At 64.6% G+C, this 26946-nt stretch carries 24 protein-coding genes and 1 pseudogene; 5 read left to right on the top strand and 20 right to left on the bottom strand.

Annotation, left to right across the window (positions count from 1 at the left end; translation table 11 throughout):
• The 11 genes and pseudogenes from ACFE99_RS06305 to ACFE99_RS06255 all read right to left on the bottom strand — a co-directional run.
• On the bottom strand, nucleotides 1–913 hold a 913-nt coding region (locus tag ACFE99_RS06305; RefSeq protein ID WP_375483471.1), incomplete at its 3' end, for an alpha/beta hydrolase.
• Entirely contained in the window at nucleotides 910–2121 is a 1212-nt protein-coding gene (locus ACFE99_RS06300; protein WP_375483469.1) for a cytochrome P450, read from the bottom strand. The genes ACFE99_RS06300 and ACFE99_RS06305, both read right to left, overlap by 4 nt.
• A 99-nt stretch (nucleotides 2122–2220) precedes the next feature.
• The gene (locus ACFE99_RS06295) at nucleotides 2221–3423 is read right to left on the bottom strand and encodes a cytochrome P450 (RefSeq protein ID WP_375483466.1); all 1203 of its coding nucleotides are present in this window, start codon (nucleotides 3421–3423) and stop codon (nucleotides 2221–2223) included.
• A gap of 70 nt (nucleotides 3424–3493) precedes the next feature.
• Nucleotides 3494–3769, bottom strand: coding sequence for a hypothetical protein (locus ACFE99_RS06290; RefSeq protein ID WP_375483464.1), 276 nt, complete (start codon nucleotides 3767–3769; stop codon nucleotides 3494–3496).
• Between the two features lie 125 nt (nucleotides 3770–3894).
• Nucleotides 3895–4038, bottom strand: a pseudogene (locus ACFE99_RS06285) (hypothetical protein); the annotation flags it as partial.
• Between the two features lie 234 nt (nucleotides 4039–4272).
• The gene (locus ACFE99_RS06280) at nucleotides 4273–5895 is read right to left on the bottom strand and encodes a class I adenylate-forming enzyme family protein (RefSeq protein ID WP_375483462.1); all 1623 of its coding nucleotides are present in this window, start codon (nucleotides 5893–5895) and stop codon (nucleotides 4273–4275) included.
• Nucleotides 5896–5912: 17 nt separating this feature from the next.
• Nucleotides 5913–7121 (bottom strand): amidohydrolase family protein, encoded by a 1209-nt coding sequence (locus ACFE99_RS06275; RefSeq protein ID WP_375483460.1) that lies wholly within the window; start codon nucleotides 7119–7121, stop codon nucleotides 5913–5915.
• 95 nt (nucleotides 7122–7216) lie between these two features.
• Nucleotides 7217–8026 (bottom strand): enoyl-CoA hydratase/isomerase family protein, encoded by an 810-nt coding sequence (locus tag ACFE99_RS06270; RefSeq protein WP_375483458.1) that lies wholly within the window; start codon nucleotides 8024–8026, stop codon nucleotides 7217–7219.
• Entirely contained in the window at nucleotides 8023–8985 is a 963-nt protein-coding gene (locus ACFE99_RS06265) for an acyl-CoA dehydrogenase family protein (protein ID WP_375483456.1), read from the bottom strand. Before ACFE99_RS06265 ends, ACFE99_RS06270 begins: the two co-directional genes overlap by 4 nt.
• A complete protein-coding gene (locus ACFE99_RS06260; RefSeq protein WP_375483454.1) occupies nucleotides 8975–10147 on the bottom strand; it encodes an acyl-CoA dehydrogenase family protein in 1173 nt (390 codons plus the stop codon). Before ACFE99_RS06260 ends, ACFE99_RS06265 begins: the two co-directional genes overlap by 11 nt.
• 45 nt (nucleotides 10148–10192) lie before the next feature.
• Nucleotides 10193–11227, bottom strand: a complete 1035-nt coding sequence (locus ACFE99_RS06255; protein ID WP_375483452.1) for a serine hydrolase domain-containing protein — start codon at nucleotides 11225–11227, stop codon at nucleotides 10193–10195.
• A 101-nt stretch (nucleotides 11228–11328) separates the two neighbouring features.
• On the opposite strand from ACFE99_RS06255, the gene ACFE99_RS06250 reads away from it, so the two are divergent.
• The 3 genes from ACFE99_RS06250 (at nucleotide 11329) to ACFE99_RS06240 (ending at nucleotide 12972) form a co-directional block, all read left to right on the top strand.
• A complete protein-coding gene (locus ACFE99_RS06250; protein ID WP_375483450.1) occupies nucleotides 11329–11949 on the top strand; it encodes a TetR/AcrR family transcriptional regulator in 621 nt (206 codons plus the stop codon).
• A gap of 241 nt (nucleotides 11950–12190) precedes the next feature.
• Nucleotides 12191–12355, top strand: a complete 165-nt coding sequence (locus ACFE99_RS06245; protein ID WP_375483448.1) for a hypothetical protein — start codon at nucleotides 12191–12193, stop codon at nucleotides 12353–12355.
• Nucleotides 12355–12972 (top strand): enoyl-CoA hydratase/isomerase family protein, encoded by a 618-nt coding sequence (locus ACFE99_RS06240; RefSeq protein WP_375483446.1) that lies wholly within the window; start codon nucleotides 12355–12357, stop codon nucleotides 12970–12972. The genes ACFE99_RS06245 and ACFE99_RS06240 overlap by 1 nt, the downstream gene beginning before the upstream one ends.
• A gap of 10 nt (nucleotides 12973–12982) precedes the next feature.
• Here the strand turns inward: ACFE99_RS06240 and ACFE99_RS06235 are convergent, their stop codons facing one another.
• From ACFE99_RS06235 to ACFE99_RS06210, 6 genes are all read right to left on the bottom strand, one after another.
• Complete coding sequence (locus ACFE99_RS06235; protein WP_375483444.1) at nucleotides 12983–15976, bottom strand: protein kinase; 2994 nt, start codon at nucleotides 15974–15976, stop codon at nucleotides 12983–12985.
• Nucleotides 15977–16054: 78 nt separating this feature from the next.
• Nucleotides 16055–17707 (bottom strand): acyl-CoA ligase FadD12, encoded by a 1653-nt coding sequence (gene fadD12 / locus ACFE99_RS06230; RefSeq protein ID WP_375483442.1) that lies wholly within the window; start codon nucleotides 17705–17707, stop codon nucleotides 16055–16057.
• Between the two features lie 5 nt (nucleotides 17708–17712).
• Complete coding sequence (locus ACFE99_RS06225) at nucleotides 17713–18537, bottom strand: lysophospholipid acyltransferase family protein (protein WP_375483440.1); 825 nt, start codon at nucleotides 18535–18537, stop codon at nucleotides 17713–17715.
• A gap of 51 nt (nucleotides 18538–18588) precedes the next feature.
• The gene (locus tag ACFE99_RS06220) at nucleotides 18589–20019 is read right to left on the bottom strand and encodes a wax ester/triacylglycerol synthase family O-acyltransferase (RefSeq protein ID WP_375483438.1); all 1431 of its coding nucleotides are present in this window, start codon (nucleotides 20017–20019) and stop codon (nucleotides 18589–18591) included.
• A 587-nt stretch (nucleotides 20020–20606) separates the two neighbouring features.
• On the bottom strand, nucleotides 20607–21578 hold the full coding sequence (locus tag ACFE99_RS06215) for an acyl-CoA dehydrogenase family protein (protein WP_375483473.1): 972 nt from the start codon (nucleotides 21576–21578) through the stop codon (nucleotides 20607–20609).
• 137 nt (nucleotides 21579–21715) lie between these two features.
• Nucleotides 21716–23170, bottom strand: coding sequence for a class I adenylate-forming enzyme family protein (locus ACFE99_RS06210; RefSeq protein WP_375483436.1), 1455 nt, complete (start codon nucleotides 23168–23170; stop codon nucleotides 21716–21718).
• A gap of 107 nt (nucleotides 23171–23277) precedes the next feature.
• Here ACFE99_RS06210 and ACFE99_RS06205 point away from each other — a divergent pair, with 107 nt between their 5' ends.
• Both ACFE99_RS06205 and ACFE99_RS06200 read left to right on the top strand, forming a co-directional pair.
• A complete protein-coding gene (locus tag ACFE99_RS06205) occupies nucleotides 23278–24087 on the top strand; it encodes an enoyl-CoA hydratase/isomerase family protein (protein ID WP_375483434.1) in 810 nt (269 codons plus the stop codon).
• A gap of 61 nt (nucleotides 24088–24148) precedes the next feature.
• Entirely contained in the window at nucleotides 24149–25216 is a 1068-nt protein-coding gene (locus ACFE99_RS06200) for a phosphotransferase (protein ID WP_375483432.1), read from the top strand.
• Between the two features lie 10 nt (nucleotides 25217–25226).
• Here the strand turns inward: ACFE99_RS06200 and ACFE99_RS06195 are convergent, their stop codons facing one another.
• From ACFE99_RS06195 to ACFE99_RS06185, 3 genes are all read right to left on the bottom strand, one after another.
• Nucleotides 25227–25607, bottom strand: coding sequence for a hypothetical protein (locus tag ACFE99_RS06195; RefSeq protein ID WP_375483430.1), 381 nt, complete (start codon nucleotides 25605–25607; stop codon nucleotides 25227–25229).
• Nucleotides 25608–25701: 94 nt separating this feature from the next.
• A complete protein-coding gene (locus ACFE99_RS06190) occupies nucleotides 25702–26346 on the bottom strand; it encodes a TetR/AcrR family transcriptional regulator (RefSeq protein WP_375483428.1) in 645 nt (214 codons plus the stop codon).
• Nucleotides 26347–26399: 53 nt separating this feature from the next.
• Nucleotides 26400–26906: an NAD(P)H-dependent flavin oxidoreductase gene (locus ACFE99_RS06185; protein ID WP_375483426.1), complete on the bottom strand. Its 507-nt coding sequence runs from the start codon at nucleotides 26904–26906 to the stop codon at nucleotides 26400–26402.
• Nucleotides 26907–26946 lie beyond the last annotated feature (40 nt).

Genomic DNA, 26946 nt, shown 5'->3' with positions numbered 1-26946 from the left:
TGTGCGCCATGCGTTCGCAGACGAACAGCGTGATGTCCCCCGAATGCGGGTACGCAGCGGGTTCACAGTGCGGTTGCACGGCAGTATCGCGTTCACCGAGACCGATGAAGACCGGCACATCGACTTCGGCGGCCTCGGCCTTGATGTAGCCCGGTGACAACATCGCCACCGCGCAGGTGGGCAGCGTCGTGCTGCCGAACGGCGGGGCGGTGGTACGTATCGGATAACCGCCGCGGGTATCGGCTTCCACGATGTCGGCGGGCACGTCTTCCCAGAAGAACGGGTAGAGGAATTCGCGGACGTGGGCGGAGGGCTCAGCAAGCGACAACTCGGTGGGTGCCGTGTCTCGGGAGTAGTCGAAATATTCAGCGGTACGGACTGTTTCGTCCTGCTTGGGCATGGGCAGCACGGTGTGAATGGCGCTATAGCCGAGCACGCCCACCGCGTCGTAGGTGTGGTGACGCGCTGCCATGATGACAGACACCCCGCCGCCCATGGACTGGCCGATCCCGATCCGGGCGCCCACGTCGACGCCTGGATACCCCGCCACGGCAGTGCCACTGCGCAACCGCTCGACGATGTCCCTCACCGCGAAATCATTTGCGGCGGCGATGTCTTCGATGCGAACTGTCTCCGCGACATCGGGACTGCTTTCCCCGACGCCGAGGTGGTCGATGGCCACGAAGGCCAGCCCGTGGGCTAGGTGATGCTCGGCCTGCGAGTAGCCGTCATGCCCGGCGAAGTGCATGTCGTAGTAGCCGCGTGAGTAGCCACCGCCGGGCACCGCGAACACCACAGGCTGGCAGTTGCCAAGCTCCTTCGGCTCGGGAAGGACGACCGTCGCCACCACCTGCAGCGGCCGCTGCAGGTTGCAGGCCGCCGTCACATCGACGGCGATATCGGTCTTGATCAAGTGCCGGCGACCGCGGGCACCGGGAAGGTGATCGGCAGCCGCTTCACCATTCGCGTCGCAACGTTGTCATAAATCAGCGAGTCTTCTGGACCCACCGTGTAATTCGGGATCCGGTCGAGCAGCTCTTCGGTCGCGAGCCGCATCTCCAAGCGTGCCAGGTGTGACCCGAGGCATCGGTGTGTGCCGCTGGCGAACACCATGTGATCCTTGCGACCGCGGCTGAAATCGACGCTTAGCGGATCGTCGTAGAAGGTGGGGTCCACATTGGCTGCCGCCCAGCTGGCGTGGATCGCTTCGCCCGCCTTGATCACCAGGCCGCCGCCGAGATCGATGTCCTCGACGGCGTAGCGAAAGCCCGCCGGAACCGGCGACTCGTAACGCATGATCTCTTCTACCGCCGCCGGGATCAGTGAGCGATCCCGGACGAGCCGGTCGCGTTCGGCGGGATGTTGTCCGAGCCACGCGAAAGCACATGACATCGACGACGTCACCGTGTCGAGGCCGGCGAACATCAGCAAAAACAGGATATTGACCAGGTTCAGGTCCGACATCGGCTCACCGTCGACCTCGGATTTGATCAGGCTCGCGATCACGTCGTCCTCGTGATCGGCCGTCTTGCGCTTCTCGGCGAGGAACCCGACGAAGTACTCATAGATCTTGGTGGCCGCCACGACCAGGTTGGCCTGCATCTCTTCCATCGAGTCACCGGCGGGATGAATGACGCCGTCCTTGAACTCCAGGAAGAAGTCCAAGTCGGCAACCGGTGCGCCGACCAGGCGCAAAAAAGTCAAGCAGGGCAAGGGCACACAGAAATCGTTGTACAGTTCCGCCTCGCCTTTGGGCAGGAAACCGTCGATCAGCTCCCTGGCCAATTGACGTACGGAATCCAGTAACGCAACCCGTTTCGGGGCGAAAAGCGGGTCGAGCAGGCGCCGCCACTTCCGATGATCTTCGCCCTCGATCTCCAGCGGGATCAGCGGGTTGTCGTTGCCGAAACTGCCGCCCCGACCGCCGGTGCCAAGCACCCCAGGATGACGGTTGATCGCCAGGATGTCGTTGTGCCGATACAGCCACACCACTCCGTCCGGCGCGCGCTCGGCGCGGACGTCTCTGGCCTTGTCGTGGTAGTGACGTTGCGGGTGCGGCTCGCTCTTGAGGGCTTGCACCCACTCCGACAGCCGCGGGTCGTAACGGTCGCCTTGATCCATCGTCCTACCCGTCCGCATGGCTAAGCATGGCTAAGATTACCTTACAGCGTAATGTAATCTTAGCCATGCTTGGGCTGCAGAAGCAATCTGTCTAACGAGTTATGCGCCGCTACTGGGGCGGAACGCGATCCAGAGGTTTTCGACGGCGCGCACAGCGCAGTTGTCGTAGGTCAGCGCGTCGACATCGACCGAATACTCCGGGATCCGCTTCAGCAGTTCCTCGACGGCCAGGCGGAGTTCCAGTCTGGCCAGATGCGACCCGAGGCAGCGGTGGGTGCCGCTGGCGAACACCATGTGGTCCTTGCGGCCGCGATCGAGTTTCACGGTCAGCGGATCGTCGTAGAAGGTGGGATCGACATTGGCCGCTGCCCAAAACGCGTTGATCTGCGCGCCGGCCGGAACCACCAGACCGTCCCCGAGGTCGATGTCCTCTTCGGGGTAACGCATGCCGGAGGGAACCGGTGACTCGTAGCGCAAAAGCTCCTCGACGGCCGCCGGGATCAGCGACATGTCCTCAACGAGTCGTTTGCGTTCGACCGGATGCTGCCCCAGCCAAGCGAAGATGCACGACATCGACGAGGTGACCGTGTCGAGCCCGGCGAACATCAGCAGAAACAGGATATTGACCAGATCGAACTCTGCTACCGGCTGACCGTCGATCTCGGAGCGGATCAGCTTGGCGATGACGTCGTCTTGGTGGCCTGCGGTCTTGCGCTTCTCGGCGAGGAATCCGACGAAGTACTCCATCAGCTTGGCGCCCGCGGCGGCCATGTTCGCGTCGATCTCCTCGGTCGTCTCACCTTGAGGGTGAACGACGCCCTCTTTGAATTCCAGGAAGAAGTTCAGGTCTTCGACCGGCGCGCCGACCAGGCGCAGAAAGGTCAGACACGGCAACGGCGTGCAGAAATCATTGTACAGTTCGGCCTTGCCGCTGGGCGCGAAGCCGTCAATGAGCTCGCGTGCCAGCTGACGGATCTGATGCTCCAGGCGCGCAACTGCTTTCGGCGCGAACATCGGGTCCAGCAGGCGCCGCCACTTCTTGTGGTCCTCGCCGTCGATTTCCAGTGGGATCAGCCGCGCGTCGTGCCCGAAGCTGCCGCCCCTGCCGCCGTTGCCCAGCACGGTTGGGTGACGGTTGATGTGCAGGATGTCCTGGTGTCGGTAGAGGTGCAGCGCCCCGTCGAGATATTCGGCGCGGACATCTTTGGCCTTGTCGTGGTATACCGTTTGCGGCGTCGCCATGGTCTTGACATGCTGCGAGAGTCCTGAGATCCGCGGGTCGTATCGGGTGGATTGCGTCATGGTTCCTCACCGTCCAGGGCCCATGCCCTTACGCTGTAAGGTGATGTATACCACCTCCTGCCCAGCAGTATCAATTATTTAACGAATTGACGGGGGAATACTGTTGAGCTGATCCGCCGTATTCGGTGCTCAACGTGCCCTCTCTGTACGACTTGGGAAGCTCGTGTTTTGCATCCTTCCGCTGCTGGTGCGCGGACGTGGGGCCGTTTGTGGCGACTGAAGCGCCGCCTGCGCAAACGCGGACAGGCCTCGGCGGGTCGATCCGGTCGATCGCAGGCACCACATTGGCAACGACCGGTTCGCCCAGCCGTTTATTACGGCACACCGACACGGCGGCTTCACCCACGCCAACGGCATTCTAATTAGCGCTTGCCCCAAGGGTTTCAGTTTCCCTGGATGTCGTACCGGTCGATAGTTAATGGATGACGACTGCGGACGAAGGCCTATCGGTCTCCGAAGCGTGCATCGGCTGGAAAGGAGCCTGGCGTTGGGATGGCGGAACGCCTGAGCACCACCAGCTGCCAGCACGACTTCGTGGCTGGTCCACGGGTGCCGGAACTTCGGACTGACGGCGCTGAGATCGTCGGTGATGGCGGCGAAGCGCGGATCGGTGGGATGGGGACTGGCCGATCACGGGCCGTGGATGTTGCTCCCAGTCAACGAGTGCGGCACCTATTTCGCACGTGAACGTCGCCCATAGCGCATCGCGGTGCTCGGGCCGCACCGCCGTGGCAATGCTGTTGGTGACCTCTGCGGCCGCGCCGACATCTCGGCTCTGCTCAAGACGTGTGTCGCGTCTCGTCCAGGGCCGTTCTGCAGCGGCGCCTGCGCAAGGGCAGCGCTTCGTGGTCACGAGTGACCGTCGAGCGGTGCAACGTCAGACACGGGCTCACGGAAGCTCCTGCGTAAAATCTTGCCGCTCGCCGTCTTCGGCATCGAATCGACGATTTCGACCTCACGCGGGTACTTGTAGGCGGCCAACCGTGCCCGGCAGTGCTCGACCAGCTGCTCCGGCGACACCGAGTGTCCTTGTCGCAGTGACACATACGCCTTGACGGTCTCACCCCGGTAGGGGTGCGGCCGACCGACGACGGCGGCTTCCAGCACCGCCTCGTGGCTGTAGAGCACGTCTTCGACCTCGCGTGGCCAGACCTTGTAGCCGCTGGCCACGATCATGTCTTTCTTTCTGTCGACCAGGTAGTACCAGCCCTCCGCGTCGGCGTAGCCGACATCGCCGGTGCGCAGCCAACCGTCGCGGAACGCGGCCGCCGTCTCATCGGGATTGCGCCAGTAACCGGGCACGACCTGCGGGCCGGCCACAGCGATCTCGCCGATCTGCCCGGCACACAGCGGCGCGCCGGTGTCGTCGAGCACCGCGACCCGAGTGCCGGGCATTGGCACTCCAACTGATAGCGCTTCGGTTTGGGCTCCGGTCGGGGCTCGCTTGCCCACGGGTACCGCCAGCACCGGTGAGGTGGTTTCAGTCATCCCGTAAACGTTGTGAATGTAGACGCCGAAGCGCCGCTCGAAGCGCTCGACGGTCGCTGCCGCCACGGGCGCTCCCCCTGACGCGATTTTCGTCAGTGTCGCCAGGTGTGCCCGCGTCGACGCCGCATCGACCAGTGCCATGAACACCGTGATGGCGCCGACGGTGAAAGTCGCTTGGTGGCGGTAAATCATCTCGAGGACTACGGCTGTGTCGAAGCGGTAGGACAGCACCAGCGGCGCGCCGGAGACCAAGGCGCAGGCGATATGCCCGGTCAGCCCCGTGACATGAAACAACGGCGCGACGCCGAGCACCACGTCCTCGGCACTCAGGTCGAACCAATCCCGGTAGGCGTACCCACCCGTGGCGATGTTGCGGTGGGTGTTCATGGCACCCTTGGGTGCCCCGGTCGTGCCTGATGTGTAGGTGATCACGGCGGTGTCGTCGAGTGCTGGTAACACCGGCGGGGGCACCCGGCCCTGGTGCGTGGCGATGAGTTGTGTGAAGTCTTCGGCCCCCGGTGGTACCGGCAAGCGTGACGGCGGTAGGCCCGGATGATAAGCCGTGCCCAGCCAATTTAGTGCGCTGGTGGTGATCACCCGCCGCACAGAGCTGGCGGCCAGCACCTCAGCCAGCTCGGGTGTATGCAGCTCGTCCAGCGCGACGAGGACTGTCGGTGTCGCATCGCCTAGCAGCTTGGCGACTTCGGCCGGGGTTAGCATCGGGTTGACGGGCACGGCGATGCCGCCGAGCTTCCATGCCGCCAGCAGCGCAAGTACATACTGCGGCATGTTCTGCAGATACAGTGCTATGCGATCTGAAGCAGCAAATCCGTTGTCCGCCAGGGTGGCTGCGAGCGCATCGCTGGCCCGATCGACGTCACGCCCGGTAAGAACGGTGTAGAAGTAGGTGAGCACCGGTCGCTCGGGAAAGGCCGTCACGGTGCGCCGAAACGCCTCCAGCACCGTGACCGGGTCGGCTGGCATGGCCCGCTACCAAACGTTCAGCCCGCGCCGTTGGTGAGTTTCATGCCATTGTCGCGCAGGAATTTTCGTCGTGCGGTCTCACCGAGTCCGTCAAGCCTGTAGTAGAACTCGGCCGGCTCGCGCAGCCCCTCGGCGTGCGGCCAGTCGGAGCCCATCAGCAATGTCTCGTCGGTTCCGAGTTTCTCGATCAATTCCACGGTGTCATCTTCGGGATAGGGAACGATCCGCACATGCTGTTTGAAGATGGCGCTGGGCCGCTCGGATAGCGGGCCGCCCAGCCAGGGCCCCAGTCGGCCCATGCCTCGGCTTTTGTCCATGTGCCGGATGAAGTGGGGCACCCACTCGGCGCCGAATTCGCTGACGAGGACCCTGATATTCGGGAACCTGCCGAAGAGGTTGTCGAAGATCAGAGCGGACAGCGTGTCGGTGATCGGCCGCTCGCCGTAGGTGTTTTGCCATTGCCACGCCGAGAACTGGAACGGTGGGCGCAGGCCCCAACCCCAGTGCGCGGCAACGTTTTCCTGGTAATGGAATTCCGCGATGTGATAGCACACGACCGCGTGGGCGTCGTTGATGCGCGCCCAGAACGGGTCGAAATACGGGTCACCGGGCGAGCGCCCGTACGCGGGCCCGGCGGGCAGCGTGATGAAGCGGGCGCCCGCCTCGAGAACCCGATCGAGTTCGGCGCAAGCACGGTCGAGATCGCGCATCGACAGCATCGCCGGGGCGTAGATGCGGTTATCGAAGTCGAAGCCCCAGTCGTCGTCGATCCACTTGTTGAAGGCCTCGAGATTGTCATACAGGGCGTCGATGCCCGTCAGATACTCCTCGGCCATCAGCGCCCAGCCGCCCGGGTACATGATCGTGCGTTCGATTTGCTGTTGGTCGAGTTGCTTCAGGCGGGCCTGCCGGTCTAGGTATTCGGGCTGCATCCGTTCGTAGAACCGTTCGGCCTCGGCGGCCTCCCCGGAGGCCCGCCGGCGCAGCATCTCGGCCAGCGAGCCCGGCACGTACGCCTGATCGAGGTCGTTTTCCAGCGCGGTCACGATCCTGTCATTGGCCAGCAGCACCTTGCGGCCCGACGGCGCGACGATCGGCCGCACGGCCGTGTCCAGCTTGGATGTCGGCATGTAGCGGGTGAAGCAGTCCTCTGCCTCATAGGAGTGCTGGTCGAAATCGGTGAGCCGGTAGGGAAGTTCGCCGACCGTGTTTTCGATGAGCGCCATGACAGCACGTCCTTTCACCGGCGTTCGAGCATCCAGCACAAACTACTATACATGTAAACGTACATGTATAGTAGATGTGGCGGTGCTGCGAGCGGTCAGTGGCCGGTGAACTTCGGCGCACGCCGCTGCAGAAACGCCTCCTTGTTGCCCTCCCGGGCATCGGCGCTTTGCCCCACCCACAGCACCGCCTGCTGCGCATCGCCCAGCGAGGTGTCCAACGTGTTTTCCATGGCACGGCGCATCATGAACTTCACCGCGCGAAGGGCGAGCGGCGCCCCGGCGGCCAGCTTTTCGGCGACGTCCAATGTGCGCGATCCCAGCTCGCTGTCGCCAACCACCTCGGTCGCGAGCCCCAGCGCCTGCGCGGTGTCGGCGTCATAGATCTCTGACAGCGCCACCATCCGAAAAGCCCTGTCATAGCCCATAGTTCGCGGATACAGCCATGCGCCGCCTTCGTCGGGCAACAAGCCGGCCTTAGCGCTGGTGTCGCCGAGCCGGGCGCTGGCCGCGACGATCCTGATGTCGCAGGCCAGTGCGAACGCGAGGCCACCGTTGACCGCGATTCCGTTGACGGCACAGATCACCGGCTTGTCGAGCCGGTGCAGCGCCGTGACGATCGCATGGGCATCTTCGCGCAGCTCCCGCGCCCGTCCGAGCTGGTGTCCGAGGTGTTCGTCGAATCCGGCGTCGGGTGACAAATCACCCCCGGAACAGAACCCGCGACCCGAACCGGTCAGGATAAGAACCCGGATCGCGTCATCGAGGCGCACTCGCTGCAGGCCCTCCAGGGTCTCCGCGCACATCCGCGGCGTGTAGGCGCCCAGCCGATGCGGGCGGTTGATCGTGATCCGGGCGATGTGCTCCCCGATGACCTCGAATACCGCGTGGGGCTCGGTGTCGGTCATATCGGCGGCCCAGCCGGAATGCTTTCGGTGCGAAGCAGTGTGGCGCCGATGTCCTGCGAGGACACCCGCCAGCCGCCGTAAAGCGCATCAAGTAGGTGTGCCCGCTTGGCGTAGCGGCCCAGGGGGTGCTCGGACGTCAGCCCTATCGCGCCGCAGACTTGCAGGCACGCGCGGCTGGTCACATCCCAGGCGCAGCCGGCGTAGGTCTTGGCCACCCATGCATCCCACCTGGTTGCGGTTTTCCACGCTACGTCGATCAGTTCGCGCGCAGCCGCCAGCTGCGCGTAGCACTGCGCCAGCCGGTGCCGCGGTGATTGGTTGGCGCCGATAGGGCGCCCGAACTGCTTGCGTTGCCGAACGTGGTCGACCGCGATGTCCAGCATCGCCGAGCCGTTGCCGACCAGTTCGGCCGCCAGAGCGCGCCGACCCGCCGCGATCGCGCCGGTCCAATCGCATTTGCGCTCTTCGGTTTCGTTGATCGCGACATCCGCGCGCACCCGGTACAGCGACGATGCGGGATCGAAACCGGCGACGGGGACCGCAGCCGTCACCAATTGCTCCGGTGCCAGCAGGCGCACCGTCGATTCGGCGCCGTCGGGTGCGACGCAGCCGCCCGCGGTCACCGGATCAGATAGCGTGACGCCGTCGATCAGCAGCCGGTTGTCCACGCCGAGGCAGGTCGCGGCGCCGAGCGGATGCAGTACCGCCAGAGGCGGATCGGCCGCGCTCGACTCGCACAGGTCACCGCCGGCGGCGTCGATGAGGACGGTGTCCAGCGCAGCCGACGCCAGCCCGGCCTTATCTTGCTCGGTAAACAGCAGATCGACCGCGGCGGCAGGGTCATCTGTGACGACGTCGTGCCAACCGAGTTGCGCCAAGCCGGCGACAAGGTCCACGTCGGGCTGAGCCAACAGCTCGTGCACCGATTCCCGTAGCAGGTGCTGGGTTTCAACGTCCAACGGTGCCCTCCCTGGGCAGCTTGAGAACACGGTCGGCGATGATGCTGTGCTGGATTTCCCGGGCCCCGCCGTAGATCGACGCCGCCCGCGAGTACCACCACTCATCGCGCCAGCGCTGCGACTTCGACCCGTCGCCGATGAGCACGTCGGTGCCCAGCAGCGCCATCGACGCATCCAGTACGTCTTGCTCGGCGGTGGACAGCAGCAGTTTGTCGACGCTGGTCTGTTCGCCGACGATTTCGTGCGCGGCCAGCCGGCGCAGCGTGGATGACGTGCGCGCCCGCAAGGCGGCAAGGCTCAGATATGCCTGCCCGACGGCGGAACCGGCCACCGCATATGTTGTAGTGTCCCAAGGGTTTACCCCGGTTGTGCGCAGCAGCTCCTGCAGGCGGTTGCTGCACATCGCCATCCGCAGCCAGGCGTAGGTGCCGCGCTCGTACTGCAGGAGGTCCATCGCCACCGACCACCCGGCGCCGACTTCGCCGATCAGCCGGTCCGCACCGACGACAGCATCGGTGAAGAAGCACTCGGCGAGCTCTTCACGCCCGCCGGCCAGCGCGATCGGACGCCGCTCGACGCCCGGGGAATCCAGGTCAACGAGTAGCATCACCAATCCCCGATGGCGATCGCTGACCGGACCGGTTCGGGCCAACAACACCATCCGATCGGCATGGGCCCCATAAGAGGTCCACACCCTCTGTCCGTTGATCATGAATCCGCCGTCGCCGCGCAGCGTCGCACTGGTACGCAGCGCCGCGAGGTCGCTGCCCGCCTCAGGTTCGGAAAACCCCTGGCACCACAGTTCGTCACCACGCAACGCGGCGGGCAGCACGGCGGCGGCCAGTTGCGGGGCGTGGCTGACGACGGCGGGACCGACTACCTCGAGCACCTGTAAATGGTGGGGAATGTCGTAGCCGTGCAAGGCGAGTCGCTCGAGGATCTCGCAGCGGATGATCGACGACCCGCCAAACCCGCCGACTTCTTGCGGCCACCCCCAACGCACCCAGCCGCCATCAAAGAGCCAGTTCATCAGTCGCCGCGAGTCGGCCAGCTGGGCGGCGAGGTTACCGCTCGGCGTGCGCAGTTCCGCCAGCCGATCGGCCGATGCCAGCAGTGCATCCTCGAACGCGTCGACGATGCGGCAAGTGTCAGTCGCCACCATCGTGGCTACTATACATGTATAGGAGCGGGTGGCAATACGGGTCTGTCAGCCGAAACAGTCCGCGGCCAGATTCGCGATGTTGATGATCCGGTTCAACCCGCGCCGTGAATGCTCATATCCGGTCGTCGGATAACCGTTGGTGAGAAACGCGAACGAGAGGCCGGTCTCCGGGTCGGCGAAGCCGATCTGACATGGCGCCCCGCCGTGCCCGAAGGTCTTCGGACCGGTGGCGGTGGGCAGGAACGCCCGCGACGTTCCGTCGTCACCGGCCACCACCACGAACAGCGCGACGTTGCCCGGCACACTGGGCGTTCCGCCGCGCTCCCCGGGGACCGGCAGGGTGACCCGCACACGCAGGGCGTCCTCAACCACCTCCCGCCGCCAGAGCGGGGAGGTCAGCAAAGCCTGATACCACGCCGCCAGGTCGGAGGCCGTGGCAACAATGGAATGGCTCGGCTCGCCCGCCGCCAGGATCTCCGGCCGCGCCAGATACCAAGGACCCCAAGGGTTTATCTCCGCGTCATCGCCGTCGGTCGGCACGAACGGCGCGACATCGCCCTGCCGCTCGAGCGGCGGCCCGATCTCGATGCTGTCCAGACCGAGCGGGCCGGTCAGGGCCTCCCGCAGATACGCCGCGATCGGCCGGCCGGTCAGCCGCTCGCACAGTTCAGCGATCACCCAGGCCGCCGAGGTCAGATGGAACTGCAGCTCGGTGCCGGGCCGATAGGTCAGCCGCCATGTCGAGAAGGCCTTCAGCCGCTCCTCGCGATCGAGCATTTGCGGATACCCAAGCGGGGCAAGAGGAAACCCGCCCACGTGGGTGACGACCTGTTCAACCGTGACCACCTCCTTGCCGAGGGTGCCGAACTCGGGAATGTAGGAAGCGACCGTACGGCTGATGTCGAGAAGACCGTCGGAGATCAGCTTCCACAACACGCCGGCAACGACGGGACGGCCCGCCGACTGCAGCACATACCGCGTCGACGGGGCGGCCGCACCGAATGTCTCCGACGCGTATTCCACGCCGCCGACATTGAGGGCAAGCTGCGCTGACGGCAGCGCGCCGGTGTCGACCTCCAACCGACAGCGCTCCAGCAGCAGATCAAGGCGGCGCGGATCAGGTTTCAGCTGCAATGCCGTACCCATGGCCCTCCTCTGCTGTACGCGTATAGTCAGGCTGCGTGGCTACCAAAAGGTCGGTGAAGGAGCGGGCGCCGCTCGGGCGGGCACTTATCACATCAACCGTCACCGAGATGATCGACGAGCTCGGTGTGGACGGTGTCACCATGCGCTCGGTCGCCGCCCGACTGGGAGTGTCCCCGATGGCGCTGTACCACCACGTCGAGGACAAAGACGAGTTGCTGCGTATGGTCGGCGACGACCTGCTCGGCCAGATCGCGCTGCCTGACCGGGACTCCGGCGATTGGCGCGAACTGTTCACCGACATCGTGACTGCTGCGATGGACGCGCTGCGGACCGTTCCCGGTCTGAGCTCAGTTCTGTTGACCAGCAAGCTACTTCCCAACGCCCGCAAGATCGTTCTGTTCTGCATTCACCAGTTCGAACGGGCCGGCCTGGATCGCGACGCTGCTCGCGTGGCCTACGCGGCGGTGCACCAGCTCGTGCTCGGCCGGCTGCTCGTCGAGGAAAGCCCGAACTTTGAGCTCAGCCGCACCCCGCACGCCGACGACGAGATCCGCGACTATGTGGCCAAACTGCGCGCATCGGACTCCTTCGACAGCGCGCTGTCGGCCCTGCTGGACCACTACCTACCGCCTTCTCGCCGACGCCGTTCTGGCTGACGCCGTTCCATTAACTATACATGTAAAGTCAATGTGCTATCGTTTCGTGCGCACGCTCGGTTATTGCCCCGCCGCCGGTTTCTGGCCACGCCAACCAGCCCCAACAGTCAACTGGAGACCAGATGCGCAGCTACGTGCCTGAGATCAGTTATGCCGACGTGGATCCCGCGATGCGGGCGAGCGTCGTCTACAAGCACAACATGGCGGTCGCCGTCGCACTTTGCGAAGGCTTAGGCCGTTGATGTACGGACTGCCACGCGAGCTCGTCGTCACCGGCGACGGGCCCGTCCGCATCGTGACGCTCAACCGCCCCGAGGCCCTCAATGGGGTCAACCGCGCCATGCATCAAGCGTTGGCGCGGGTTTGGGACCACCTGCCGCCGACAGCGACGCACGGGCGGTGGTGATGACAGGACAGGGTTCGGCCTTCAGCGCGGGCGGCGACTTCGACTACATGCAGGAAAACGTCGACGATGCGGGGTTGCGCGCCCAAACCATCGACGAGGGCCGCGCGATGGTCACGGGAATAATCCGCTGCCCGCTGCCGGTGATCGCCGCGGTCAACGGCCCGGCAGTCGGTCTGGGGTGCAGCCTGGCCCTGCTGTCGGACCTGGTGTTGATGGCAGACACCAGCTTTCTGGCCGATCCTCACCTGCGCATGGGACTGGTGCCCGGCGACGGCGGAATGGTATGGCCTGCGCTGGTCGGATTGTCGCGCGCCAAGAAGTTTCTTTTTCTCGGTGAACGCATTTCGGCACAACAAGCAGCAGAGCTCGGACTCGCGAGCCGAGCCGTCCCGGCCGAGAACCTGATGGGCGAGGCGATGAGCCTGGCATCGCGGCTCGCGAAGATACCGTCAGCTGCGCTGCACAACACCAAGCGCGCGTTGAATGCCTACCTGGAAGCCCAACTGCCCCAAGCATTCGAGCGGGCCTTCATCGGAGAGCTGGAAAGTATGCATTCGCCCGAACACAGCCACGCGGTGGCCGCCGCGAAGGCCAAATCGGCTGCGCGGCCTGACTAGCCTTGGCACGCTAGCGTCGGCCTTCGAGCGCGTAGGCAACCGCGTCGTCGAAGCCCATTGCGGCGCCCTGCCGACTCGCTGCGTCGAATTCGTCGTCCGCAAGCACGTGACGGGCACGACGTTCGCATTCGTCGTGGAACACGGCAAGGTCCGGCAGCACCGCCGGAGAAACTCCGATCCAATTACCCAGTTTCTGCGCGGCGGCCATCAACACGACAGCGCGGCGCGGATCGTTTTTCGCCCGGGCAACCCAAGCGAGCGCCTCCAGGCACGCCGCGCCGTTGCGCGGATCGTCGATGAGCTGGGTGAGCCCAAGGCACTCTCGCAGAAGCTGCTCGGCGCGTTCCGTCTTGCCATGCCGCCACCAGCCGACCCCGATTGACCACAATGCGTATGACCGAAACACCACCTCTCCGGCCGATTCGGCGGCCGCGAGCGCCTTTTCTTGCCAGATGAGGGCGCGGCCGATGTCACCGCGGGATTCCAGTGCCCACCCCACCAACAGCATCGCCGAAATCCGCACGGCGGGGTCGTCGGCGTCCACGGCGGGTTCAAAGCAGGCCAATGCCTGATCGGCATCGCCGCGGATCAGCGCCTCAAAGCCGCGGGCCGCGGAGACCAAGCTGAGCGCCGCAGACTCGGTCAGTTGCCGGCCGAGTGATCCGGCCTCGGCCACCCACATCATCTGGGCAGCACGGTCGCCCCTAAGGCCCGCGATCATGGCGGCGGCGTAGAGAGCACGGATTCTGTCAAGTGTGGGCTCGCGCGGCGTTGCGGTCAGCGCTCGCTTCAGCCAGTGGTGCATTTCGCTGAGAAATCCGCGCGCAATCGCGTACAAGTACATCCTGCCGACCATCTCCAGTGCGATCGCAGGGGACTCCGAGAGCGCAAAATCTAGCGCTTCTCGCAGGTTGTGTGATTCCGGTTCGAGGCGGGCGATCCAATGGACCTGCAGCGCGCTGAACCACTCCCGCGCAGCGTCAGCCATCAGTCGCCGATACCATCCCAGATGGCGGCGGCGCAGCTGGCGGTGCTCGCCGGCTTCGTGGATCTTTTCGCGGCCGTAATCGCGCAGCGTATCGAGCAACCGAAACCGCAGGCCGCCAGCCGATTCCGTGCGGATCAATATCGACTTGTCTACCAGCGCGGTCAACAAGTCGACGAGTATCTCGGGAAACACGTCGCCGTTGCAAACCTGTTCTGCCGCTTCGAGTTCAAAGCTTCCGGCGAATACCGATAGCCGCTGCCACAGCTGTTGTTCTGCCGGGGTGCACAGCTCGTAGCTCCAACCGATGCTTCCGGCAAGAGTCTGCTGGCGCGCCGGCGCGCCGCGACTGCCCTGGGTTAACAGCGTGTACCGGTCGCCCAGCCGTTCCAGGATCTGTTCGGCCGACATCGCGCGTAACCGTGCAGCGGCCAATTCGATGGCAAGTGGTAGGCCTTCGAGCCGAGAGCAGATGCTCGCCACCGTCCCCTTGTTGTCGTCGGTGAGAGTGAACCCCGGTACCGCTGCCGCGGCGCGCTCGGCAAACAATGCCACGGCGTCATAACCCGGCAGCCCACCTAACGTGGGCTCACGGTCGGCGGCGGGAACCGCGAATGGAGACAAGCACACTACCGCTTCGCCGCCAACGCCGAGGCGCTCCCGGCTGGTGGCCAAGATCCGCAGATCAGGACAGGCCTGCAACAATCCCTCGGCGAGCCTGGCCGCCTCGTCAACGACGTGCTCGCAGTTGTCGATCACCACAAGGAGCTTGCGCAGGCGGAGGAATTCGACAAGCACGTCGCGCAACGCTCTTCCCGACTCGTCGCGCAAGCCCAGCGCGGCGGAGACGACGTCCACCACCAACGAGGCATCCCGCAGCTCGCCTAATTCGACCAGTCGCACGCCGTCCGGGAAATTTGCCGTCATTTGGCTGGCGGCCCGCAACGCCAGCCGGGTCTTGCCGACTCCCCCGATTCCGGTCAGCGTCACCAGCCGCGACTCCGAGAGCAGCTGTTGCACCTGCTGCAGTTCGGCGCGGCGACCGATGAAGCTGGTCAGCTCCAGCGGAAGTGTCCCCGGCGCCGCGCGCGGGGCGCCGTGGCTTTGCGACCGCGTGGACTGGCGGCCTGGGCGCACCGCCATCTGGTCGACGGGAAAGCCGTGCACAACCTCAACCCGCTGCAGCTCCTCGCCGAAGGCCGCAGCCGACGGACGGGCGGCGGGGTCGGGCGCCATTGCCTTCTCGATCACCGCTGCGACGTCGTCGGGGATGCCGGTGGCGCGCAGGTCCGGCACGGGCTCGGCGGCGATGCGCAGAAACTGCGCGACCAACTGTTCGCCGGACTTGCGCTCATAGGCCGCGTGGCCGGTCAGCGCGGCGAACAACGTGGAGCCCAGGCTGTAGGTGTCGCAGGCCGGACTGGGCCGATCGCCGGCCAGGATCTCCGGGGCAGTGAAGGCGGGCGACCCGGTGAACGTGCCGGTGGCGGTTTTGAATCCACCTGCGATGTGGGCGATTCCGAAGTCGGATAGCGCTGGCTCGCCATAGTCGGTGAGCAGAATGTTGGCCGGCTTGACGTCGCGATGCAGGATGTCCAGCCGGTGTGCCGACTCCAGCGCCCCGGCTATCTTCACGCCGATTCGCAACACTTCCTCGACCGGCAGCAAGCCCAGCCGGCTGATCCGCGCCTCAAGCGAGCCCTGGCGGTGATAGTGCATGACGAGGTATGGGTATCGGCTGGCGGTCTCGCCGACCTGCAGCACACCGACGATGTTCGGGTGCCCGGTGAGCCGGCCCATCGCCCGCTGCTCCCGCAGGAACCGTTCCCGGTTCTCGTTGAGCTCGGCGGTCAACACTTTGACCGCGACCACGCGGTCCAGCCCGACCTGGGTGCACCGAAACACGATGCCGAAGCCGCCGCGTCCGATTTCCTCGGCATCAGCGAATCCGGCCGCGTTCAGCTCCGAGACGACGCCAGGGCCAACGTCGCGCTGCGTGCGGAAGAGATCGCTGTCCATGGTCGGCTCTCTCTGGCCGAGCATAGGCTCACAGGCAAACCCTCGGAGGGGTTTGGGCCGCTTGAACGCGTGGCCCGATCACCGGTGGCTGCCGCGCGCGCCGGTCCGTGCCTGCAGTTCCCGACGAATGATCTTGCCGGTGCTGGTTCGAGGCAGTTCGTCGAGGATAGTAATCTCCCGGGGTACTTTGTAGTTCGCCAAATTGTGGCGTACATGTTCTTTCAGCGCTTCCGGCGTAATCGAACTACCCCGCTTCGGCACGACAAATGCCGCCAGGCGCTGCCCGAACCGTTCGTCGTCGACACCGAGTACGGCAGCTTCCACCACATCGGGATGGGCCGCCAAAACCTGTTCGACTTCAATCGGGTAGACGTTCTCACCGCCCGACACGATCATCTCGTCGTCACGGCCCACCACGAAAAGCCGCCCGCTTTCGTCGAGACGGCCCAGATCTCCGGTGGCCATGAAGCCGTGGTATGTGTGCTTGGTTGTGCCGGAGGTGTATTCGTCGAAATGTGAGCCGCTTCGAACGAAGATCTGGCCCACCTCACCCGTGGCTACCTGACTGTGGTTTTCATCGAGGATCCGAATTTCTACCCCCGGCGGGGGCTTTCCGGCGGTGTCAGGCGCAACGCGCAGATCTGCCGGTGTGGCGGTGGCGATCATCCCCACTTCGGTGGCGTTGTAGTTGTTGTAGATGACGTCGCCGAACTCGTCCATGAACTTGACCACCACATCGGGACGCATCCGCGATCCCGATGCGGTCACAAACCGCAGCGATCGTGCGCTATAGCGGCTTCGAACGTCGTCGGGAAGTTCCATGATGCGATCGATCATCACCGGCACCACGCTGAGTCCGGTCGCGCGGTGACGATCGACAAGTACCAGAGTCGCTTCCGGGTCGAACTTTCGGCACACCACAAGAGTGCACGACAGAAGCGTGCCGAGCACCAACTGGCCATAGCCCCACGCATGGAACATGGGAGCCGCCACTACCGTTGTTTCCTCAGCTCGCCACGGCACCGTCGAGAGCACCGCAGTCAATTCGGATAGCCCACCCCCCGGCGAGCGCCTGGCACCCTTGGGCGTTCCCGTGGTGCCGGAGGTCAGCAGAATCAACTTGCCCCTTCGACGCGTTGGATACGGCCGTTGCCCCCGATAGGCGGCGATCAGCGTTTCAACGGTGGCGTCGTGGCGAGCCGGCTGCTCAGTCCAGGCGACGACTGCGGGTGTGTCGGGTTGACCTGCCAGTGCCGCTTCGACGCTCTCGGTGAACTCCTCGTCATAGACGATGACATCGGGGCGCTCGCGGCTAACCACGTCCGCCAGCGCCGGTGCGGCGAAGGACGTGTTGAGCAACAATGCGTCTGCGCCGATCCGGTCCGCGGCGGCCAGAGCATCCACCAAGCCGCGGTGGTTGCGGCACATGATGGCGACCATCTGCGGGTTGCCGCCGGGCTGCTGCTGCAGCGCGGCCGCAAACGCATTGGCTCGCTCGTCAAGTTCGCGATAGGTCAGCACGCCAAGTTCATCGATCAAGGCCGGACGTTGCGGGCAACGGACCGCCGACATTGCAATGCCAGCAGTGTTGGTTGCGCCTTCGCGCCGCAGCGCGGTCGCAATCCGGAAATATTTGTCTGGCCGCATCCCGGCCACTAATCGAGCGCGGCGAAGCGTACGGATCGCATCCCGGACGTCGATGATGCGTTGGCGATAACTTGTGTCGGGCATCGTTGTCAGCCGATCACCGGCAACCGGCGTTTGGCGGCCAACCGGGTCAAAGCTTTCTGCATCACACTGCGGACGTGCTTGTCAACTTCGGCGACGTCTGGTTCCTCGCCGAATTCCTCGACAATGTTGATCGGCTCGAGGATTTCTGCAGTGATCTTGGTCGGCAACGGCAAATTTGGCGGAAGCAGAGTGGTCACGCCGAACGGCACTCCCAGTGCGATCGGCACCATGTCGGTGCGCAAGAGGCGTTTTAGCCCGAGTCGCTTGCCGAGCCATCGCCCGCGGGTGAGATAGATCTGGTTCTCCTGGCCGCCGATCAACACCGCTGGGACAATCGGCACTCCAGCTTGCACCGCGGTGGTCACATAACCGGTGCGTCGGCCGAAGTCGATGACATTCGCCGACCACGACGGGCGGAAAGCGTCATAGTCCCCACCCGGAAAAACAATGACCGTCGCGCCGGAGCGCAGCGCTTGTTCTGCGTTGTCGCGGCTGGCGCGGATCAGGCCCGCCCGGTGGAGTAAGTCGGCCTGTGGTCCCTTGAACAACATGTCGTGTCCGAGGTGGTAAAGCGGCCGGTCATAGCCGAAATGCTCGAAAAAGTCGATCGCTATCACCGGAATATCCATGGGCATAACGCCGCCCGAGTGATTCGCCACGATAAGTGCGCCCCCGGGCGGGATCCGCTCGAGCCCGCGCACCTGCGACCGGTGCCACAGTTTGGCGATTGGCCGCAACAGCTTGACTACTCGCCGCATCAACTCCGGATCCCACTCGCCGGTGAAATCTCCTGGCTTACCGGCGGATTGAACCGAATCTCGTAGCGTCATATCGCCAAACTCCAATGCAGCTGATCGCCCACGCCAAACCCTGTTACTCGCTCAGCTGAGCGTGGCTTTGGCTTGCGGCATCGCCGAGTTGAGCTGACTTATACCGCCGGAAAGCCCGGCGGCATGCCGAGTTTCAACGAAGGCATGAATCATCGCGTCGGTGACTTCATGTGCATCCTGCAGGGTGCGGTCATCGGTCAATACGGAGATGTTGAGCTGGTCGACATAGCTCCAGACGGTGATATTGATGCCACACCCCGGTGTGAGTGGTCCGACCGAATAGAACTCGCTCATCGGTGCTCCCGCGATGTGGGCACGCTCTCGCGGACCGGGAACATTGGAGATCGATACGTTGTAGAGCGCGTTGCGTGCTTCCCGTCCAGCCAGCCACCGCAGCATCACCGGGGTGACCGGAGGCGGAAGGTAAGTCGTCCAGCGACCCAGCAATTCAGGACCAAGTAGTTGGTTGCTCTCCTTGGCAATATCAACGGCAACCCCTGTCACCCGGATGCGCTCCAGTGGATCGTCCAGTTGGACGGGTAGCGATACGATCAGCGCGCCCAAGGCGTTGCCGCTGATACGGTCCGGCGACGGATCTGTGTTGACGGGCACCGACGCAATGATCGGTTGGTCGGCCGTGCCGTCGTGGCGCAGGAGCAACTCTCGAAAGGCCCCCGCCGCGACGGACAGCACCAAGTCGTTCAGCTTGATCTCGAGGTGCTTGCTGGTTTCCTTGAAATCGGCCAGGGGCAACGTCGCGCTGGCGAACCGACGACCAGCTGACACTCGGTGGTTCATAAACGTCGGCGGCGGCGAGAATGGGCGGGCCAGCTCGGGATGTTCGCCCCTTTCCCTAGACCGCCGCCGTAGCCTCGCGATTCCGCGAGTGGTGTCTGCGATCAGGGTGGGCAGCCCCTTGACCTGCTGGAGATGATCGCGGCCCGCCGCACGCAGTAATTCGATCGACGACGGTGCCGTACAAGACTCCCGGTCGTCGCGGATCGGTGCGTTGGAGTCCATCGCACGCGCCAGCAGGTTCGCCGACGCGCCGCCATCGGCCAGCGAATGGTGCACCTTGGCGACCAGCGCAAATTTTCGGTCGGGCATGCCTTCGACGAAGTACACCTCCCACGGCGGCCGGCGCAGGTCCAAGGGCGTGGTGGCGATTTCAGCGATCAGGTCATCCAGTTGCCGGCGGCCCCCGGGGCTTGGTAGGCGCGCGCGTCGCACGTGGTAATCAAGATCGACTTCGCAGTTATCCAGCCACATCGGGTGGTGAAGCTTCAGCGGGATGTTGATCAACTGATAGCGCAGCGGTTCCAGCGCAGGCAGCCGCCGCTGAACCACGCGTTGAAACATGTCGAAGGTGAACTCGCCGTCGAAGGCGGTTGTGTCGACAACCGCTATTTTCATGGTGTGGACGGGCACGTTTGGAGATTCCCCGTATACGAACGTGGCGTCCCACCCGCTGAGCCGCTTCACTTCACCCCCTCATATTCACGACATCTCTGACTCGGTCGCTACTGCCGCCGCTGACCGCAGGTATGTAACTCCGACCGTCCCCCGGTTATTTGTGATGGTCTGAACCTGCGCTTATCTGAGCTGTTCGACGGACCATGCGCCTGGCCGATCGGCTACACGTGGCGGCTCCCATGATCCCATAACGAGTTATATGTTTCAATAGTTGACTGGATTACGGGGGTGCATGGGGTTCTAGCGGTCGACCCTTGCAATTGACGGACTGCGTTCTACCGCCTGGGCCAAAGATTGAGCGCATCAGGGGCCAGGCGCGGGACCGGGTCAACGCAAGCTGCTCCGGAGCTACAGCTGGGCTGTGACGGATTGCCCAATCGCCAGGCCGTATGAGACCTCTGCGTCAACCGCACCGGCATCGGCAATCGAAGGCAAGTGAGGTCGATCAAGTGGCTGAATGCGCGCCGTAAGCCTGAACTGCTCGGCTTGCTTGGTGGGTGATCGCCACCGGCAACCGCTGAGGCTCCCGATGCGGCGCGTTCGACAGTGACGACTGGTGTGCTCAGCCACGGCTCTACCGATCGGTGCGGTGGATCTCATGCTCCACGCGGTTCTTTCGGCAGGCCCAGCACCCGCTCGGCGAGGATGTTGCGCTGGATTTCCGAGGTTCCGCCGCCGATGCGCAGACCGAACGACGCCAGAAAGCCCAGCACATCCCCCGCGCCCGTCAATGCCGCGAACTTGCGGATGCGGTGATTGAGCTCGGTAGCGACGAGTTTGAGAGCACCGCTGGCCGGACCGGGCTGTCGGCCAGCGTGTTGTTCAGCAACACATTTGTACAGCAGCGCCCGTGCCGAGTAGGCGTCGTCGCTGAGCTCGGTTGCCTGGTAAGCCAGCACCGGGTCTGCGGCGTACTCGGTGACGAAATGGGCGACCAGCCGTTGAAGTCCGATGATCATCGCGGCAAACGCGGTGCTGCGCTCGAACATCAGGGTGGTGGTGGCCACTTTCCAGCCATCACCGATGCGGCCGACCATATTTTCCAGTGGAAGGTGTGCGCCGTCGAAAAACACTTCACAGTATTCGGAAGCACCGGTGATGGTCCGGATCGGCCGCACGGTCACACCTGGTGCTGTCAGGTCGGCCACCAAGTACGTGAGCCCGCCATAGCGATCGGCTGGATCCGTGCGCACCAGCAACTCGCACACATCGGCGTGTTGAGCGTGGGTGCTCCAGCGCTTTTCGCCGGTGACCACCAGATGATCGCCGTCAATAACTCCCCGGGTGGTGATCGCCGCCAGGTCCGAACCGGCGCCGGGCTCGGAAAAGCATTGCGCGAAGATCACGTCGCCATCGAGGATGCCGGGTAGCCATCGGCGGCGCTGAGTCTCGGTTCCCCACTCGATCAACGTGGGCCCGGCGTGTGAGAGGCCGACGAAAAACAGTTCACCGCCGTGCCCGCCGGCGCGCTGGTGTTCTTCATGAAAGATCAACTGCTGTAACGCTGATGCGCCTCGCCCGCCGTACTGCGGTGGCCACGCGATGCCCGCCCAACCGGCCCGTGCCAGCCGTTTTTGCCACAGTCGTTGCTGCGCAACGTCTTAGTCTTGGCCAAGCCCCGCCGAATGTGGCGGCGGCTGCGGCGGTGGATTGGCCTGCAACCATGCCCGCAATTCCAGCCGGAATTCCTCGTCGGTCTGCTGGATCATGCTCGTGTTGCGTCGAAGAGGCGGGCCACGCCGGCGCGGTCAACTTTGCCGGTGTCCAGCCGGGGTATCTCGGCGACCACGGCGATCTTGCGCGGCAACTCATAGGCGGCCAACCGGTCGCGCAGCGCGTCGCGGATTTCGTCAGCGCCCGCGCAAGCGCCGGGGTGCATAACCACCGCCGCCACCGGTATTTCGCCCAGCCGCTCGTCGGGAACACCGGCCACGGCCGAATCAGCCACCCGGGGAAGGTCATTAAGTGCGGCTTCGACCTGGGCGGGGTATACGTTGAATCCCCCGCACACCACAACGTCGCGCACCCGACCGACGACGTACAGGAAACCTTGGTCGTCGAGCCTGCCCAGGTCGCCGGTGCGCAACCACTCGTCCGGGTCGGCGAGCCTGCCGTCGTGGCCGATGTAGCCCGACATGGCCGAGACCGCCCTGGCGGCGATCTCACCGATCTCGCCGTTGGGAAGCACGTTGCCGTCAGGGTCGAGGATGACCACCTCGACTCCCGGGGCGATGCGCCCGACGGTGTTGGGCGGGCGGATGCCGGCAGCGACGTCCTGCGGGCGTTCGAAGGCGATCGCGCCCGCGAACTCCGTTTGACCGTAGTTGCGCAGGATCGGCACACCATACTTGGCTTCGAAAGCCACCCGGGTTGCCTCCGCCAGCGCCGCGGTGCCCACGACCACACTTGTCACGCCGGGCAGCTCGGCGCCATCGGCTTGGACAAGGTCCCAGACCATCGCCGGCGTCAGCTTAAGCACCCCGAGCCGGTAACGACTGGTCACCTCGCACAGCGTTGAGACAGAGAACTTTTCGCGCAACAGCAGCGGCTTTCCCATCCACCACGCCGCCAGCATTCCCAGAAAGCCACCCATGTGCGCAATCGGCACGAACACCAATTGCGGTGCCCGTGCCGGCACCCGCGGAGCCCGGCCCGCCGGGGGAACCGCAGTGCCGTCGGCGAGCCCGGCGACACTGCCGCGGAGCGCCGCGAACGTAAGCGAGGCGCCTTTAGGCACGCCGGTGGTACCGGAGGTGAACATGACCAGCGCCTCATCGTCCGGAGCCGGGCAGCGACCGCCGGCAGGCTCGACCGCCACCTCGAGCCCTTCAGCGGCCGGAACGAGCAAGGTGGCGGCACAAGTCGCCGAGAGTCTGCGCCGCACTTCCGATTCGGGAACCATCGTGCTCGCCGCCACCACCGAGCAGCCCGCCGCCCACGCCGCATGCACGGCGACCACTGAGGCGGCGTCGTTGCGCAGCCGGATCACCACCCGGGTGCCGGGGTTAAGCCGTGTGCTGACGCGCTGCGCCGCGCCGGCCAATTCGGAAAAGGTGTATTCGCCGTTCGCGGTGATCAACGCTGTGCTGGTGGGCGCGACCATCGCGCAGCGGGTCAGCAGGCCTTGCAAGCCGGTTTGGCCCGCAACATCAACACCCATACCCACGACACTAAAAGCCCGCGAGCCGCAGGGCACCACCCTAATTGAGAGCCGCATTCTCGTACCAACCCGCGACGTGTGCACGTGTGCGTGCGATGGTGAAGTCGATGAACACCAACTGTGACGACGATGTGCTGTTCAGCGTCAAAGACCACATCGCACGGATCACGCTGAATCGTCCGCAGCGCGCAAACGCGCTTACGCCCGCGATGATGCCCGTGCTGCGTGGGATCTGGCGGCGCATCGCCGAGGATCCCGACATTCGGTGTGTGGTGCTTACCGCGGCCGGGCAGCGACACTTCTGCACCGGAGCGGATTTGACCGGTGTCGCTGAAACCGGCTCGGTCGGGGTGGGCTCAGGTGAGGTGAGCCAGGAGTTGTTTCTCACAGCACGCCAGAACAATGTGTGGAAGCCCACGGTGTGCGCGGTCAACGGTGTGGTCGCCGGCGGCGGCCTTCACTTCGTCGCCGACGCCGACATCGTGATCGCGTCGACGAGCGCCTGCTTCATCGACACCCACGTGAGCATCGGCATGGTCGCCGGGGTGGAAAATATTGGGCTGGCCAAACGACTACCGCTCGGAACCGTGCTGCGAATGACGTTGCAGGGCCGCAATTTCCGCTTGTCGGCGCAGCGCGCTTACATGCTCGGCCTGGTGGAAGAGGTGGTCTCGCCGGGCGAATTGATGTCCACCGCCGAGGCCATCGCCCGTGACATCACGCGCAATTCGCCGCACGCGGTGTCACTCTCACAGCAGGCGCTGTGGAGCTCGCTGGAGATGGCCTACTCCGAGGCCGTCGAGCATGGTTTCGGGCTGGTCAAAGCTCACCGGCAACACGCCGACTTCATCGAGGGCCCACGCGCCTTCTCTGAAGGCCGCCAGCCGAATTGGACCACTGCTCTCGCCAACGAATAGCGATTCGAGAACGGCGTTTCGGCCCTGTCGCCGCAGGCCAGGTTCAACTAACGTCAGTTTCATGCCAGGCAGCGAAACGTCGGTAGAGTTGCCGTGCCGGTTAGACGACATCGATTCGGTCTTCCTTACGTCCGCTTTGCGACAGCGATATCCCGATACTCGAGTAGGTGCGGTCGAAATCGCCGACTTGCGGCAGGGATCCGCGAGTAGTCTGCGACTACTGATCGACTATGCGAACAATCCGCACGACCTACCGCCGACGATGTTCATGAAGGGTAACTTCATCGATCACGGCTTCACCTCGGCTGCGGCGTTCGCCGCTGAGACACTGTATTTCAGCAACATTGCCACGACTCTGTCTGACGTCGTCACCCAACCGGATGCGTACTTCGCCGGCCTCGGCGCCAACGGTCAGGCGATCGTCATCCTCGAGGATCTGGCGCGCCGCGATGTCCGATTCGGTGATTGCGACGAACCGTTGGACATCGACGCCGTCGCCGATGGCGTACGCCAGCTCGCAGCGATGCAGGGCCGGTACTGGCGCGGCCGCCGCATGCAGAGCTTCGAGTGGATCGAAGACATCGCCGCAGTCGCGTCGCTGATGATCTTGCTCGTGCAATTCGACCATTTCAACGACTACATCGCACGTGAGCGCGCAAGGTTCCTCCCCGAACACCTTCGCGACCGGCTGAAAATCGAGAACGCGTTGCGGGCCATGTTCGAAACCGACAAAGCGCTGCCCCACGCGTTGGTGCACGGCGATGCTCACTTGGGCAACACTTTTCGCGACTCGGCCGGCAATATCGGCTTCTGCGATTTTCAGGCGGTCGGACGTGGCCCCTACATCTGGGACGTCACCTATTTCATGACTGGAGCGCTCACACCCGAGGACCGCGCTGCCTCAGAACGCGATCTGTTGAAACTTTACCTCGACGAACTTCGCGTTCACGGCGCCGATGACGTGCCCAGCATCGACGCGGCTTTCCTGGCCCACCGCCGTCACATGATGCACGGCTACCTGAACATTCTCTGCCCGACCGAGATGCAACCGGATCGGTTCGCCGTGGCGATGGGTCAGCGGTTCGCCGTCGCGATCGAAGACCTTGGCACCCTGGAAAGCTTCGACTGACGCAGAAGCTTCACCGATCAGAATCACCGGTGGAAACCGCGCGGAGCGCGATGGCCAATCCGATGACCGCGTAGGCCAATGCACCGATGAAGCCGGTGAAGAAGTTCCTTTTCGGGACTTCGTGACGCACCAGCACGGCCGCTGTCGTATCGACGATGTCGGCAAGGATGCCTGCCCGCAGCCACAGCGAGGCAGGCCGCGGATTGGCGGCCAAGCCCAGCCCCAATCCCACATCCCGTGCGCCTACGCTGCGCAACAGCATGCGGGTGGAAGCAGGATGCTTGGCGCTGCCGAACCATATCTCGCCGGGCTTGTCAGGAGCGACCGACAGCCACAGGCCCAGGGCGACGCGAGACAACGCGAACCAACGCAGAATCGTCGTGTTGTTCATCCAACCCATGCTTTCCAACTAGCGGTGGCGTAGCAGCGCTTCCAGCCTGGCGGACGCAGAAAATCGGGTTTCGTCGACTCGCCGAACTCCGCTGTCACTTCAGGCCGATCGCCCGCTCGATGAACGGCACCGCGATGTGCTCGATGTCCTCGCGCGGCGTCGCCCCACCCGCGGCCGCCTGGTCGGCAGTCATACCTGCCACCAGATAGAAGATTGCCTTGGCGTCGGCGGCCGGATCACCGCACGTGAGTTCGCCTGTGCGGGCGCCCTCAGCCATGGCTTGCACGAGAGGGGCCACCATGTCGTCGATGATCCGGTCGATCGACTCACCGTACTCGGGCAGCAGCTCGCGCCAGTGCGAGGCGAACAGTGACGATGGCTTGGCAAGCTCGGCGCGGTAGGCCATGTCGATGGTCGCGGCGATGTAGGCGCGGATGCGTTGCGATGGGCCGCCGGCGGCGGTGACGCGCCGCAACTTCTCGGCGGCCCCACCAAGCTCCATCTCCAGCAGCGCCAACAGCAAATCGCTCTTTTTGTCGAAGTGGCGATAAAAGCTACGCGTCGACAGGCGGGCTTGGCGCAGCACACTATCGACCTTGAAACCCCACCAGCCGCTGCGCTCCAGGACCGCTTTGGCAGCAACCAGCAGCTGCTGGCGCTCCGGATCGTCCCGACCGACAGCACGTTTGGCTCGCCACGACGATCGCCTGGCGACAGCTTCGCCCCCGGCAGACGGCATCGTCGGTTCTCCTGTCCGGCACTTTCGGAAGAATTCTAGACCGCGAGCCGAGGTCATCGGGCGTGCGCGGTATCGTCCACCGCGCGCGCCACGTCCGCCATGTCGGGCACGCCGCAGGCCGCCACGTACTCTCGCCGCAGCCGTGCGACGAGCTGCGCGACTGTCGGGATGTCGTCGATCAGCTCGATGCCCTGACCGGCCGACCACAGGTTCACCCACGGTTTGACGCCGTCGGGCAGATGAGCGTGGGTAAGTCCCGGGCGCGTCGGCTTGGGCAGGTGCTGTGGGTCCAGGCCGACCGCGCGCATCGACTCGGTCAGCCAATTCGCAGGCACGCCGGCGATGTCGCCGGTATACATCAGGTCGTTCGTGGTGCCTGCCACCAGCATTGCCTTGTAGGCGTCGCGGGCACGCGACTCCCGGGTGGCGATGAAGCGGGTGCCCAGATAGGCCAGGTCCGCGCCCAGGACTTCAGCGGCCCGAATCGCCGCCCCGGTCCCCACTGCCCCGGCGAGAATGATGACACCGTCGAAGATGCTGCGGATCTTCGGGATCAGCACCAGGGGGCTGGTGGTGCCCGAATGCCCCCCACCGCCGGCG

This window comes from uncultured Mycobacterium sp., assembly GCF_964249325.1.
Lineage (GTDB): Bacteria > Actinomycetota > Actinomycetes > Mycobacteriales > Mycobacteriaceae > Mycobacterium.
Note: the sequence above shows the minus strand (reverse complement) of the source record. Positions and strands in the feature narration are given on the sequence as shown.